General features: G+C 44.5%; 14 protein-coding genes. All 14 read left to right on the forward strand.

Going from position 1 to position 13,114, the window contains the following annotated elements; translation table 11 throughout:
• The first annotated feature begins 40 nt into the window (after positions 1-40).
• The gene (locus CC97_RS16505; protein ID WP_044976349.1) at positions 41-3,196 is read left to right on the forward strand and encodes a flagellar hook-length control protein FliK; all 3,156 of its coding nucleotides are present in this window, start codon (positions 41-43) and stop codon (positions 3,194-3,196) included.
• A 43-nt stretch (positions 3,197-3,239) separates the two neighbouring features.
• Positions 3,240-3,857 (forward strand): flagellar hook capping FlgD N-terminal domain-containing protein, encoded by a 618-nt coding sequence (locus tag CC97_RS19170; protein WP_049962986.1) that lies wholly within the window; start codon positions 3,240-3,242, stop codon positions 3,855-3,857.
• A gap of 27 nt (positions 3,858-3,884) precedes the next feature.
• The gene (locus CC97_RS16515; protein ID WP_044976351.1) at positions 3,885-4,322 is read left to right on the forward strand and encodes a TIGR02530 family flagellar biosynthesis protein; all 438 of its coding nucleotides are present in this window, start codon (positions 3,885-3,887) and stop codon (positions 4,320-4,322) included.
• Positions 4,323-4,580: 258 nt separating this feature from the next.
• On the forward strand, positions 4,581-6,857 hold the full coding sequence (locus CC97_RS19175) for a flagellar hook-basal body complex protein (protein WP_049962987.1): 2,277 nt from the start codon (positions 4,581-4,583) through the stop codon (positions 6,855-6,857).
• 106 nt (positions 6,858-6,963) lie between these two features.
• Entirely contained in the window at positions 6,964-7,167 is a 204-nt protein-coding gene (locus tag CC97_RS16530; RefSeq protein ID WP_044976353.1) for a flagellar FlbD family protein, read from the forward strand.
• Between the two features lie 14 nt (positions 7,168-7,181).
• Complete coding sequence (locus CC97_RS16535) at positions 7,182-8,000, forward strand: motility protein A (RefSeq protein WP_044976355.1); 819 nt, start codon at positions 7,182-7,184, stop codon at positions 7,998-8,000.
• A gap of 38 nt (positions 8,001-8,038) precedes the next feature.
• Complete coding sequence (locus CC97_RS16540) at positions 8,039-8,479, forward strand: flagellar motor protein MotB (RefSeq protein WP_049962988.1); 441 nt, start codon at positions 8,039-8,041, stop codon at positions 8,477-8,479.
• A complete protein-coding gene (locus tag CC97_RS16545) occupies positions 8,448-8,969 on the forward strand; it encodes an OmpA family protein (protein WP_049962989.1) in 522 nt (173 codons plus the stop codon). Before CC97_RS16540 ends, CC97_RS16545 begins: the two co-directional genes overlap by 32 nt.
• A 149-nt stretch (positions 8,970-9,118) precedes the next feature.
• Positions 9,119-9,607 carry a flagellar motor switch protein FliN gene (gene fliN, locus CC97_RS19795; protein WP_081850173.1) on the forward strand — a complete coding sequence of 163 codons (489 nt, stop codon included), beginning with the start codon at positions 9,119-9,121 and terminating at the stop codon, positions 9,605-9,607.
• Between the two features lie 25 nt (positions 9,608-9,632).
• The gene (locus CC97_RS16555; RefSeq protein ID WP_044976356.1) at positions 9,633-10,034 is read left to right on the forward strand and encodes a flagellar biosynthetic protein FliO; all 402 of its coding nucleotides are present in this window, start codon (positions 9,633-9,635) and stop codon (positions 10,032-10,034) included.
• A complete protein-coding gene (gene fliP, locus CC97_RS16560) occupies positions 10,018-10,839 on the forward strand; it encodes a flagellar type III secretion system pore protein FliP (RefSeq protein WP_242848191.1) in 822 nt (273 codons plus the stop codon). Before CC97_RS16555 ends, fliP begins: the two co-directional genes overlap by 17 nt.
• Positions 10,840-10,857: 18 nt before the next feature.
• Positions 10,858-11,121: a flagellar biosynthesis protein FliQ gene (gene fliQ / locus CC97_RS16565; protein ID WP_044976358.1), complete on the forward strand. Its 264-nt coding sequence runs from the start codon at positions 10,858-10,860 to the stop codon at positions 11,119-11,121.
• Positions 11,122-11,129: 8 nt separating this feature from the next.
• The gene (locus CC97_RS16570; RefSeq protein ID WP_044976359.1) at positions 11,130-11,906 is read left to right on the forward strand and encodes a flagellar biosynthetic protein FliR; all 777 of its coding nucleotides are present in this window, start codon (positions 11,130-11,132) and stop codon (positions 11,904-11,906) included.
• Positions 11,907-12,033: 127 nt separating this feature from the next.
• Positions 12,034-13,104: a flagellar biosynthesis protein FlhB gene (flhB, locus tag CC97_RS16575; protein ID WP_044976361.1), complete on the forward strand. Its 1,071-nt coding sequence runs from the start codon at positions 12,034-12,036 to the stop codon at positions 13,102-13,104.
• Positions 13,105-13,114: the final 10 nt, after the last annotated feature.

Below are 13,114 nucleotides of genomic sequence, written 5' to 3' on the forward strand. Positions count from 1 at the left end.
TGTTTCGCATGCTTTATTTTCATTGAAAGGGGGTTAAGCAATGAGAATAGACACAGGCAGTATGATGCAGGGACAGCTAAGGACAGACATTCCGGATCTTCAGACTATAACTGAAGGGCTGGGAATGGGACAGACGGATTTTTTCGAAGCTCTCGGGCAGGCATCTGAAGGTAATTTATTTGTGCAAAATGCCGATAATTGCCCTTTGGACGTTGAAAAAATCGATGTATCAGCCGATAATATATTAGAGGCTTCTGTCATAGAAATTCCTTCCGAAGAACATGTTTATGCTGACGAAGATGCCGGATCACCGGAAAATGCAGTCAGTGCGGCATCGGATGAGGAAAGGAAGCTTCAGCCGGAAACAGAAAACAGCGAAGATGAAAGGAAAGCTTTTTATCAGAATGTTCTCGATTCCGGATTAGCTGCAGAAATGCAGACAGCGGTTTTCATGGAGCACGCTCCGCCGGTCGCAGAGGTATTTACCGATGTTTCACAGGTGAGTGAAGTCTATGAAGCTGTTTCAGGAGCGGTTCAGACCGCCGGTTCACCGGTACGGAATGAAGCAGAAACTGAAACTGCAGACCATGTCGAAAACTCAGCGCAAGTGGTCGTTTTACCGGCAGACAGTGAATCCGGGGTACGTGACACTGTTAAGGCAGATGGCGGCGGAAATGTTTACGAGGTACGGAATGATGCAAAGACCGTGAATGAGTTTGATGAGTATTCTGAAAACCAGTTCAGGGCCGGAACAGAAATCAGTGCTTCCGATACACCGGAAACCACTCAGGGACAGGAAACCGAACCGAAGGAATTTATCAGACCGGAGAAAAACGACAGATCAGGTGCACCACAAGGATCCGCGGGGAAAACAGGATCCGGAGGAACAGAGCCTGTAACGGAAAAGCCGGTAATTAAGGTGAACACGGAAACTGATGCAGAAGCGAAGGTTATCCGCGAAACTGAAATGAAGGCGGCACCGCAGGCGGTAACAGATGCAAAGGTGACCGTAAGACCGGAGATCAGGGCTTATACGGAGACCGGAGATGAAGCAGAGATAACCGTAAGCACTGAAACTAGGGCAGAAACGGATGTCAGAGCAGAAGCAAAGATATCTGAAAAACCTGAAATCGTGGCAGAACCGGAGATCAAAGCAGAATCAAAGGCAGAGGCAGAGCCACAGATGAAGGAAGCGACGGTGGCCGGAGCAGAGGTAAAGGTAACGGAAGAACCTGAGATGAAGGTGAAACCGGATACCGCAGCGAAAGCAAAGGAAACTGAGAAAAATGAAATTAAGTCCGAACCGGAGATCAGAGCAGAAGCAAAGATAACCGGAAAAACTGAAATCACTGAAGATTCAGAGATCAGAGCAGAAGCGAAGGTAACCGAAAAGCCGGAAATGAAGAAAATTCCGGAAACCGAATCAGATGTAGAGTCAGCCGGAAAACCTGAAATTAATGAAACACCGGAATTCAGTACAGAGGCGAAGACAGCTGAAACACCTGGCAACAGGAAATCAGAGATCACAGCCGATCCAAAGGCGGACGTAACATCAGAGAGCAAAGCTGAACCAGCGTTCAGAGCAGAAGCAAAGGTAACTGAAACACCTGAGATCAAGGCAGACACAGAGATCAGAGCGGAAGCAAAGGTAACTGAAACACCTGAGATCAAGGGAGATACAGAGATCAGAGCGGAAGCAAAGGTAACTGAAACACCTGAGATCAAGGCAGATACAGAGATCAGAGCAGAAGCAAAGGTAACTGAAACACCAGAGATCGAAGCTAAACCAGAGATCAGAGCAGAAGCAAAGGTAACTGAGACACCAGAGATCGAAGCTAAACCAGCGTTCGGAGCAGAAGCAAAGGTAGCTGAAACACCTGAGATCAAGGCAGACACAGAGATCAGAGCAGAAGCAAAGGTAACTGAGACACCAGAAATCAAGGTGAAACCAGAGATCAGAGCGGAAGCAAAGGTAACTGAAACACCAGAGATCAAGGCGAAACCAGAGATCAGAGTGGAAGCAAAGGTAACTGAAACATCAGAGATCAAGGCAGAACCAGTAATCAGAGCGGAAGCAAAGGTAACTGATACACCAGAGATCAAGGCAGAACCAGAGATCAGCGCAGAAGCTAAGACAGTTCAGACATCTGATATCGGTTCAGAAGTCAGTGCTGAAGCAATGGCGAAGCGGGCGTCAGAGAACCATTCAGAACCGGAAACAAAGACAGAAGCGAAGGTTACCGGAACACCGGAGATCAGCGTAAGACCAGAGACCAGAGCAGAAGCAAAGGTAACTGAAATACCTGAACTTAAGGCTGAACCGGAAACAACAGCGAAAGTTACGAATATCCGGGAAACTGAAACAGTGAAAGCGCCGGAGATCCTGACAGAGGCCGCAGACAATGCAGTTACGGATTATGCAAAGGCAGAAAGCAGACCGGTCAGAGAAGCAAAGGCACAGTTTACACAGGAAATAAGAGAAAAAACACAAAAAGAAGATATTACGTCTGAATTAAGAGCAGAAACACATGAAAGTAGCTTCGGTTCAGAGACTGAAAGTGAAAACGATAATTCACTGGCAGGAAACGGAACCTTTAAAACAGAAGCAAATCTTTCAGACCGCGTAAACTCACAGGCTAAGGATGACGAAAGCATAAGTGATTTTGAAAAGCTTGTACAGGGTGCTGTAACACTTACACCGTTTAACTTCATTAACACGGACAGTATGATGAGCGACCACATTGCAGAAAGACAGATAGCACACCAGACCTACAGGGCACTTGATGAAAGCATTATAAAGAACAGAAAACATTTTGTAATAAGACTCAATCCTGAAGGACTCGGCGAGATAACTGTTAAGCTTATAAAATCAGAAAGCTCAGTTCTTGTAAAGATGATTGCATCTGACAGAAAAACAGCAGCTTTACTCAACCGTGACCTTGATGTTTTACAGGATCAGCTCAAAGTTCACAACGCAGAGATCGAAACTGTTGAATACCGTAAACCTGAGGACGCACTTCAGAACATGATGAGCGGGGGACAGGAATACAGGAACAGCAGTGAAGAAACAGGCCGCAGAAACGGCCGCGCAAGAAACACAGAGAATTTTGCTGATGACATATTCGAAGAGGATGAGACTTCAGTGGAAATCATGCCTTCAATACTCGGGGGTACGATCCTTAACAGATTTATCTGATTCTCAGAGAGATCTTACGGGATAAGAAAGGGAGTGAATAAGGATGGCAGTAAACAGTGTTTCCGACAGAAATTATCTGGACCTTATAGGTTCGGCGAATTCTGATAAACCTAAGGTTGAAAATCTGGCGAAGAAGTACGGTATCGAATATACCACCGGTGAAGAGGGAAACCTCGGATTCGATGACTTCCTCACACTGATGATCACACAGCTTACCAATCAGGATTTTACCAATCCTCTTGATGACAGCCAGTTTATGACTCAGATGACCCAGTACTCAACACTTCAGGCAATGCAGGAAATGGCGTCCTACAGTCAGAGCAATTACGCAATGAGCATGATAGGCAAGACTGTAACAGCGTCAAAGTACACAAACGGAAATATGGTAAAGGAAACAGGTGTTGTTTCGGAGATACAGAAAAAGGACAACGATTATCAGCTTGTGGTAAACGGACAGACTTTTTCAATGAAGCAGATAATGTCTGTAGGCGCAGGTGAAGAAGCCGAAGCCGAAAAGACTGAAACTGTAAACACTCCGGAAACCGCAGAGCATGCGGCAGACACTACAGGAGGGAACCTGACACAGGCAGACACACAACCGGCACCGAATTATCAGGTCGAAGAAGATCTGTTAGCGGCTGCAGCAGCTGCCATGGGGTAATCAATACCGCAGAAAGGGAGTGTGACCATGGATGATTATTTAACACTGCGACGGTTAAGTACACCAATAACGACTGGTATTCCGCAGATACCGACAGAGTATACTGAAACGGTACCTGAAGAGTCCTTCAAGTCAATACTTGAAGCCCAGATGAACAAAACAAGCGTTACAGAATCAAAAGCAGCGTTTGACAATCTGGCACTTAATACGATAGGTGTTAATTTTTCCAAGCACGCAATGAACCGTGTTCTCCAGAGAAATATCGACATTTCAGGCGAGAACCTTGAAAGGCTTAACGAGGGTATTAAGCTTGCAGAAGAAAAGGGATTGGACGATACACTTATTCTGATTGACAAAGCAGCATATCTCGTAAGCGTCAAGAACAACATGGTGATAACCACTGTAGCAAACGACGAGCTGCAGGGTAATGTATTCACAAATATTGACGGTGCAGTAGTAGTATAAAGCCGGACCTTTTAAGGAAGCTTTACCGGAGCCCGACCGACAGACGGCTCCGGATGCACCGTGAAATATTTAAAAAACCGCTGATCCGGATCACGTGCCCGAAAGCTCGGGGGAGCAGGGCAGAATTCCGAACAGCATGTTCGAAAAAAGGAAACGCTGACAGAATTCAGCGCAGAACCGTGGCGAAAACCCGCAGTTTCCGCAGGATATCAGTGTTTTCGGAAAACAATTTTTTAAATAATTTCAGGGGGTTTAATTATGATAAGATCATTATATTCAGGTGTTGCAGGACTTAAAACACAGCAGACAAAAATGGACGTTATCGGTAACAACATCGCAAACGTAGGAACATACGGCTTCAAGTCAGACAGAGCTACATTCAAGGATGTTTACTACCAGACAACACAGACTGCCACAGCTTCGACAGGTAATGTCGGCGGTACAAACGCTAAGCAGATCGGTTACGGTAACTTAGTAGGTAGTATCGATACAAACACCAAGACATCTGCTATGTCATCCACAGGCTACGGCCTCGACATTGCTATCGCAGGCGAGGGATTCCTGCAGGTAATGGGCGCAGACGGCAACATCATGTATACAAAAGCAGGTATGCTCGACATCGACGCAGAAGGCAACCTCGTTGACGTAAACGGTAACTTCGTACTCGGCGTTTCAGGAAGCGACACAACACTTCCTCCTTCATCAAATAAGATCATGATTGATCTTCCATACCTCGATCCACAGAATTCAAGTGTTGAGTCAACAATCAACAATGTTGATTTTACAATCACTTCTTCTAATCCGACAGACAAGGCTAATGTAAATTTCAACTTTGTTTCAAGCAGTTCGCTTCCAATCGGACAGAAGATGGCAGCCAAGATCTCAGGCGATTCTATCACAGTAACTATAAATGCAAAAGAAACTTTTTCAAGTGCTGCTGAGATAAACTCAGAGCTGAATAAAGCAATTAAAGCAGCCAACGGCAATGTTGAACATCCTGCAGGAGATTTTACTATAACGATGGTTCCGGAAAAATCAAAATTCCAGGCTCTTGATATAGATGGTACTTCTCATGATATTCCTCTTACAGGTGCAGAACTTGTTAGTTCAGACTTTGGATATATTCCAGGCGAAGTTAATCTCAATGAAGGACTTAGAAATCTTTTTAAGATTAGTTCTGTAGGTGAAGGCTTTACAGGCGATACAAGAGATACAAAGTTTAGCACAGTTCAAAATGATATTATATTAACTAATACTACAGTAGATCTTGACGCAACCAATCAGAAATTGGTAGTTAAAATGGAGAATGCGGACGATAGTACCGATACATATGAGATGAATTATGAAAACCAGGTTGGAATGGATAATATGACAAGTGCAGTTTATGATTCAACATCAAATTCTATTCTTGTAACTGGAGAAGATAATTTTAATATGCCAAGTCTGGCTGATTTTGCATCAAAAGCGGTTGTTTCGGGAACAGGTACTTTTACAGCAACTGATTTAACAAGTAACGATTATAATGCTGCAAACATAGCTTGGGATAGTCAGAATAAACAGCTTACAATAACAGCTACGCATACAGCCAACAATGCATCTAATACATTTACAATGACTATTTCAGCAAGTGAACTGGCTAAAGAATATGGTTTAGACACAGTATCTGCTTATGTAGCAGGTGCTAATGGTTCGCCAGCTAAAATTCAGGGAACAAAGTCTGTTTATATTTCAGAGGATGATTTCAGATATAATAAAGGTTTAAGCGTTGATGATGCAGAGAAATTTGAAATCAAATGCGATGCTAAGGGAATTACCATTACTGCTGGAGATTACTTAGGAACTATCTCAAATGATCAGCTTAAGAGTGCAGGCGATGTTCTCATGATAAGACAGCCGGCAAGTAATACATCAGATTCATATGTACTATCTTTCCCGAGTCTTGCAACACTTAAGAATTCACTTGAAGAAGTTGTTACTAAGAGCGGAGGAGCGGCTCAGCTTACTGGACTTACAAACAGTAGTGGTACAGCTGTAAATAAACTTACTGATGCAACATCGTTTACATTTACTTTTAATGACGCTATTAACATGGAACAGTCTGAACCTGCAAGAAGCCTTGGCCTTGGACAGAGCTCATTCAAGCTTACAGGTGGTACTGAAGGCGGTGAGCAGACAGTAGCTAACCTTACAAGTATTTCAATCGATCAGGCTGGTCGTCTTATCGGTGTACACGATATTTACGGTGTAATGGAACTCGGTCGTATCGACCTTGCTACATTTGCTAACCCTGCAGGTCTCCAGAAGACTGGTAATACATACTTCCAGCAGTCACTCAACTCCGGTGATCCGGTAGTTGTTGAAGCAGGTACAGAAGGTACAGGTTCGATCATGGCTTCCACACTTGAAGCTTCAAACGTTGACCTTTCAAACGAATTCTCAGACATGATCATGACACAGCGTGGATTCCAGGCTTCGTCACGTGTAATCACTGTATCAGATACAATGCTTGAAGAACTTATCAACCTTAAGAGATAAGATAATTTTTAAAACTTAATAAACGGGAGAGACGGCCGGAACTCGGGGAAAACAAGGCCGCCTCTCTTGTGCTTTTTAAAATCTAAATAAAGGGTGTCAGAATATTATGATAACACTTACAAAACTAAACGGAACAAAATTCGTACTCAACTGCGAACTTATTGAGACTATTCAGGAAAATCCTGATACGACGATAAGGCTTTCAAACGGAAACGTATATATTGTAAAGGAGCCGTCTGACATGGTTGTTAGTCTTACTTCAGACTATCGCAGAAGTATTTTATCAGGTATTCTGAACGGTAACAATTAGGAGGACAGTGCTTTATGGATATACTGTCGATCATTGGATATGTTCTTGCCTTTGCCCTTATAATCGTAAGTATCATGATGGGTACTGACCCGGATACCGGTAAGACAACACTTATTGCTGATCAGTTAAAGGGATTTATCGACTATGGTTCACTTGCCATCGTTGTGGGCGGTACTATAGGTGCCATGCTTATCTCCTATCCGGTATCTATTTTCAAGAATATACCTAAGCACCTTAAGATAGTATTTATGCCTCCGAAATACAATCCGGTCGCATATATTGAACAGATAACCGAATTTGCCAAGGAAGCCCGAATCAACGGACTTCTGGCACTTGAAGAGAAGATGAACAGCTGTGAGGATCAGTTTATGAAAAACGCACTCATGCTTGTAATCGACTCAGTTGAACCGGAAAAGATCAAGCAGGTACTTGAGACTGAACTTGATTACCTGGAAGACCGACACTCCCAGGCACAGGGCTTTTACATGAAAATGGCTGAATTTGCCCCGGCCTTCGGTATGGCCGGTACACTTATCGGTCTTATCAACCTTCTTGCGAACATGTCAGATGCCGACGCACTTGCTGCTAACATGGCGGTTGCCCTTGTTACAACATTCTACGGCGTTATCATGGCGAACCTCATGGGTAAGCCTGTTGCCAACAAGCTTAAAAAGAGACATGAGGAGGAAATGCTCTGCAAGGTTATAATAAGCGAAGGTGTACAGTCCATTCAGGACGGTGACAACCCTCAGTTCATAGAAGAAAAGCTTATGCGTCTTCTTCCTTCAAAGACCGGTGCCAAGGGCGGCAAAGGAAAAGATAAGGAAAAGTAGAGAAACATTAGTTCCTGCAGGGGACAGGGGGTGCTGTTATGGCGAGAAAACAGGCAGAAGAAGAAAGCGGCGGAAGCTGGATGGATACTTATGGCGACATGGTAACACTGCTTTTAACGTTCTTCGTAATGCTTTATAGTATGTCTTCCATCGTTGAGGAAAAGTGGAATGCGCTTGTTTCAGCCTTCAATGTAAACGGTGATGAAAAAGTTGACATGGTCGTTTTTGAGGAATCGGACCTGAACGGTGAAAAGGGCGGCAACGGTGTTTTCATCGGTCAGTTCGAGGATGAAAATCCTCAGGACGGTACCATTTACAACTCAGCAATGGATCAGCTGTATGAAAAGATCATGACCTACCTTGAGGACAATGACTTAAGCAACAGCATAATGCTTCAGCAGTCATCCGAGGCTATGGAAGAGGCAGCTGCCGGAGAAGAAGGCAGCGATGGAGATGCGGGCAAAACAGGAAAAACCTAATGACGGTTCTACTGATATGTCCGACTCGGAAAATGCCAAAAACATTTTCATTCAGTTTAAGGATAACGTTATTTTTGAACCGGACAGTGCAGTTATCAAGCCGGAAAGCGAGAAGGTTCTCGAATTCCTTGGTGAATGCTTTGCCAGTGTTCAGGATGACATATCACTCATTATGATTAAGGGACACACGGCTAAAAGTCCGTATTCGGAAGTTGACTCAAGACTTCTGTCAGCCGAACGTGCCGGAAACATTTCAAACTATTTTGAATACAATGCCGGTATACCTTCGACGATGCTGCTTCCGATGGGACTTGGCAACAACTTCCCGATAGCAGACAATGATACCGAGGAAGGCCGTTCCCAGAACCGACGTGTTGAGATAGCTATTATCAATAAGAACAGTGAACTTTCACGAAATGCAGATTTTCTTAGAGCAATGGGCGCATCTTTCGACACAGGAACTCAGAAATCAGGGGGAATTCCACAGTAAGCAGGGAAAGTTCAGGAAACGTTAAAGCAGAGAGTTTAAGGGGGAATTTTATGTCCCCCTGCTCCTGCATATACCGGCAAATTCCGAAAGGCTTGCTGCAGGCCGCGAAAATGCGGCACATAATCGTAAGTGTCATGGAGAGATGTTAGATGAAGACAAAAAGTATCAATGTAAAGGAAGCGACCTTTCCGGATTTTTCCGCGGGTGAAAATACGAGAGCGGCAAAGTCGGAGGATTACACTCCTCTGCTCATGAACGTTCCGCTTAATGTCCGTGTAGAGATCGGAAGGGCTAAACTCCGTATGAGAGAAGTGCTCAATTTAGGGCAGGGATCCATTATCCGTCTGGAAAAACAGGCCGGTGCTCCGGTCGATGTTATTGCCAACAATACGACGGTGGCCCGCGGAGATGTAATAGTAATAGACGACAATTTCGGTGTCAGGATAACAGAGATAATCTCGAACAGAAGATTTATGACTGACGCTGAAAAAGCTGCCGAGGAAAAGGCTGCCTCAGAAAAGAAGGAACGACCTGAACCTCAGAAGATGGCTTTTGAAAACCTTGAAGAACAGCCGGAGGAAACTGCGGCTGAAACAGAGGAAACCGCAGAAGAAGCCGTCGAAGAGGAAACAGAGTAAAAGGGAAAGGTCCGGAGGTGGAAAATTGAACGGTTCAGCAGCAGGAAGAGTTATTACAGTATTATTTACTATAGTTCTCTTTGCAGCAATACTTTATCTTGCATATCTTACAACGAAATATATAGGAAAAAAATATTCCATAAGCAGCGGCATGAGCGGAAAGAACTTAAAGATCATCGATTCACTGAGTCTTGCTCCTGACAAGGTGCTTATGATAGTAAAGGCAGGGGGAAAAACAGTACTTGTGGGTCTCAGCAGAGAACACATGGAGTACATTTGCGACGTGGATGAAAACGAACTTACGATCCCTGAAAACGGTGCAGTGTCACCTTTCCAGCAGGATCTGTTCGGGGCATTCAGGAATGTGCTGAGTGAAAAAATGAAAAATCTTAAGCAGAAGGAGAACGAAAATGACAAAAAAGAATAATGTTCTCCGTGACAGAAAAACAGTAAAGAACGTTACAGGTTTTATGCTCAGCCTTGCGGCTGGCATATTCCTTTCCGGTTTTCTCGTAAACCGTGTTTCCGCAGCGGAATCACCGTCAATATCGATAGACTTGAATTCAGGCGTGGCTGACAGTGGGTCAAGTACGCTTGATTTGCTGTTTCTGCTTGCATTTATAGCGCTCATACCGACATTCCTTATGATGCTTACGTGTTTCACACGACTTGTCATCTCGTTTGCGTTTTTAAGAAATGCCATGGGTGTTGCCAATTCACCGCCGAATCAGGTCGTTACCGGCCTTGCACTGTTTCTGACCATTTTCATCATGTTCCCGGTGTTTTCCGAGATCAAAACCAACGCGTACGATCCGTACAAGGCTGGTACCATACAGCTGGAAGAGGCGCTGAATGAGGGCCAGAAACCGCTTAAGATATTCATGCTCAAGCAGGTGTACGACGAGGACCTTGACATGTTCCTTTCACTTGCTGATGCGCAGGGAATAGTCACCGAGGCAGACTACGACTCACAGGAAAAGCTTACGGAACTGAGTATTTTCATAATTGCTCCGGCTTTCATTACAAGTGAGCTCAAGAGAGCCTTCCTTATCGGCTTTCTTATTTACATTCCGTTCCTTATAATCGACCTGGTAGTTTCCAGTACCCTTATGGCAATGGGTATGATGATGCTTCCGCCGGCGATGATCTCGCTGCCGTTCAAGCTCATGCTCTTCATTGTTGCAGACGGCTGGAATCTTCTGATAGAATCGCTCATCGTGAGCTTCAATTAGCGTAAAGAGGTGTAAAATATGACACAGGAAGAAATACTTGATCTTTTCATGAATGCCATGTATGCCTCATTCAAGCTTGCAGCTCCGGTGCTTATCGCAAGTATTGTCATCGGTCTTCTGGTCGCTATTTTTCAGGCGGCAACGCAGATCCATGAGCAGACACTCACCTTCGTGCCGAAGGTACTGGTGATCGCTCTCATGCTGCTGGTTCTCGGTTCCTGGATGATACGCATCATTACCGAGTTCTTTGACATGATATTTGACAAGATCGCAGGAATGTAGGTGCTCCCTTGACTGAGCTTAATATAATTATCGACAATCTTTATATCTATGTTCTTGTCTTTGTACGTCTGGGCGTGATAATAGCGTTCAATCCCGTTCTTTCAAGAAAGGGAGTACCCGCAATGGCGAGAACAGGTATTATTTTCTTTGCCACGCTTATGCTTGCACCTCTGGTGCCGATACCTGCCCGTCTGGACACGGCATCGCTTGCGCTCGGCATTGCGGCGGAGATAATCGTCGGATTGTTTTTAGGATTTATTTTTAATATTTTTTTCTATATGCTGGCTTATGTAGGCGATATACTTGATATGCAGTTCGGTCTTTCCATGGCCAAGGTCATGGATCCGGGTACGGGGGTACAGTCCGCCTTTACCGGAAACCTCATCAATCTTGTATATATGGCATATTTTTTTGTAACCAACAGTCACCTTGTTCTCATAAAGCTTGCTGTTGATTCCTATGATCTGATACCGGCGGGGGCTGCGAACATCAACGTGCAGGCTGCTGCCGGCTTTGGCATAGATATTTTCATTTCAGTGTTTTCACTGGCGGTGCGTCTCGCTTTTCCGTTCGTTGCGACGGAATTCATTCTTGAAATGGGAATGGGCATACTGATGAAGCTCATTCCGCAGATACACGTATTCGTTATCAACATGCAGTTCAAGATACTGCTTGCGATCACGATGCTTTTTGTACTGGCCGCACCGATAACTACTTTTATTGAAAACTACATTATGGTAATGTTTGACAATCTTGAAGAAGCGCTTAACGTACTTGCATCATAAAGCCGCCGCAGCTGCGGCGGGGGTGAGAAGGGGGCATCGTCCCCGGACCCCGGGAGTGCGGCCGGGAGAATCCGGTGCAAAGCTCAGTAGATTTACAGTATTCGGTTTATAAAGGGGGGATCGACAAGTGGCGGAGTCATCAGGAGAAAAAACCGAACAGCCTACCGGGAAAAAGCTTGAGGATGCCCGGAAAGAGGGTAACGTACCCCAAAGTAAGGAAGTAACCATTGCCATCACTATGGTGGTTTCTTTCTACGCTTTTAAGTTTCTTTATTCTCTGATAAGTTCCCAGGTGACTGAAGTCATGACCGATCAGCTCCACAGGATCGGCACCATGGAACGCTTAAAGAGCAATGATCTTCAGGACATGTTCATCTGGCTTGGCATAAAGTACGGCATTGCGGCGTTTCCGCTGCTTCTTATAGTCGGGTTTGCCGGGTCAGTGATAACCCTTGCCCAGACCAAGCTGCTTGTCAATTTCAAGTCGCTTAAGCCGAAATTCGACCGAATGAATCCTCTGCAGGGTATAAAAAGACTGTTTTCGCTCAAGGGATTCATTGAAGTGCTGAAGTCGGTGCTGAAAATAGCTCTTCTCATATGCATTATATACATCTGCATTGCCGGACAATTGAGCAATCTGCCGAAATTAATAGACAGCTCAATTGAAGACGTTGCAGTATTTACAGGAAACGTAATTTCTGATATAATAAATAAAGTACTTATAGCATTTGCAGCTGTAGCTGTAGGAGACTATATGTATCAGAGATTCCAGTATTTCAAAAATCTGCGAATGACAAAGCAGGAAGTAAAAGAAGAATATAAAAACATCGAAGGTGATCCTCAGATCAAGGGCCGTATCAAGCAGAAGCAGCGTGAGATCTCACAGCGCAGGATGATGGCTGATGTTCCGACTGCGGACGTTGTCATTAAAAACCCTACGCATTTCGCCGTTGCACTTAAGTACGACCGTGAAAATGCAAACGCTCCTGTCGTGGTAGCGAAAGGTCAGGACAACATTGCGTTTAAGATCATAAAGATCGCCGAAGAAAACGAAGTTGCTGTAGTGGAAAACGTTCCTCTTGCCCGTGCACTTTACGCTTCAGTTGAAGTCGGCATGGAGATACCAAAGGAATTCTACAATCCCGTGGCCGAGATACTCGCCCACATTTACAGCAAAGATGAATCCGAATCTGCATAATGTGCAGAAT

The sequence above is a fragment of the Ruminococcus sp. HUN007 genome, from assembly GCF_000712055.1.
GTDB lineage: Bacteria > Bacillota > Clostridia > Oscillospirales > Ruminococcaceae > HUN007.

Excerpts from the sequence above, each read along its gene's own strand:
- CC97_RS16505 (WP_044976349.1), top strand. The coding sequence starts at position 41 with ATGAGAATAGACACAGGCAGTATGATGCAGGGACAGCTAAGGACAGAC.
- CC97_RS19170 (WP_049962986.1), top strand. The coding sequence starts at position 3,240 with ATGGCAGTAAACAGTGTTTCCGACAGAAATTATCTGGACCTTATAGGT.
- CC97_RS16515 (WP_044976351.1), top strand. The coding sequence starts at position 3,885 with ATGGATGATTATTTAACACTGCGACGGTTAAGTACACCAATAACGACT.
- CC97_RS19175 (WP_049962987.1), top strand. The coding sequence starts at position 4,581 with ATGATAAGATCATTATATTCAGGTGTTGCAGGACTTAAAACACAGCAG.
- CC97_RS16530 (WP_044976353.1), top strand. The coding sequence starts at position 6,964 with ATGATAACACTTACAAAACTAAACGGAACAAAATTCGTACTCAACTGC.
- CC97_RS16535 (WP_044976355.1), top strand. The coding sequence starts at position 7,182 with ATGGATATACTGTCGATCATTGGATATGTTCTTGCCTTTGCCCTTATA.
- CC97_RS16540 (WP_049962988.1), top strand. The coding sequence starts at position 8,039 with ATGGCGAGAAAACAGGCAGAAGAAGAAAGCGGCGGAAGCTGGATGGAT.
- CC97_RS16545 (WP_049962989.1), top strand. The coding sequence starts at position 8,448 with ATGGAGATGCGGGCAAAACAGGAAAAACCTAATGACGGTTCTACTGAT.
- fliN (WP_081850173.1), top strand. The coding sequence starts at position 9,119 with ATGAAGACAAAAAGTATCAATGTAAAGGAAGCGACCTTTCCGGATTTT.
- fliP (WP_242848191.1), top strand. The coding sequence starts at position 10,018 with ATGACAAAAAAGAATAATGTTCTCCGTGACAGAAAAACAGTAAAGAAC.
- fliQ (WP_044976358.1), top strand. The coding sequence starts at position 10,858 with ATGACACAGGAAGAAATACTTGATCTTTTCATGAATGCCATGTATGCC.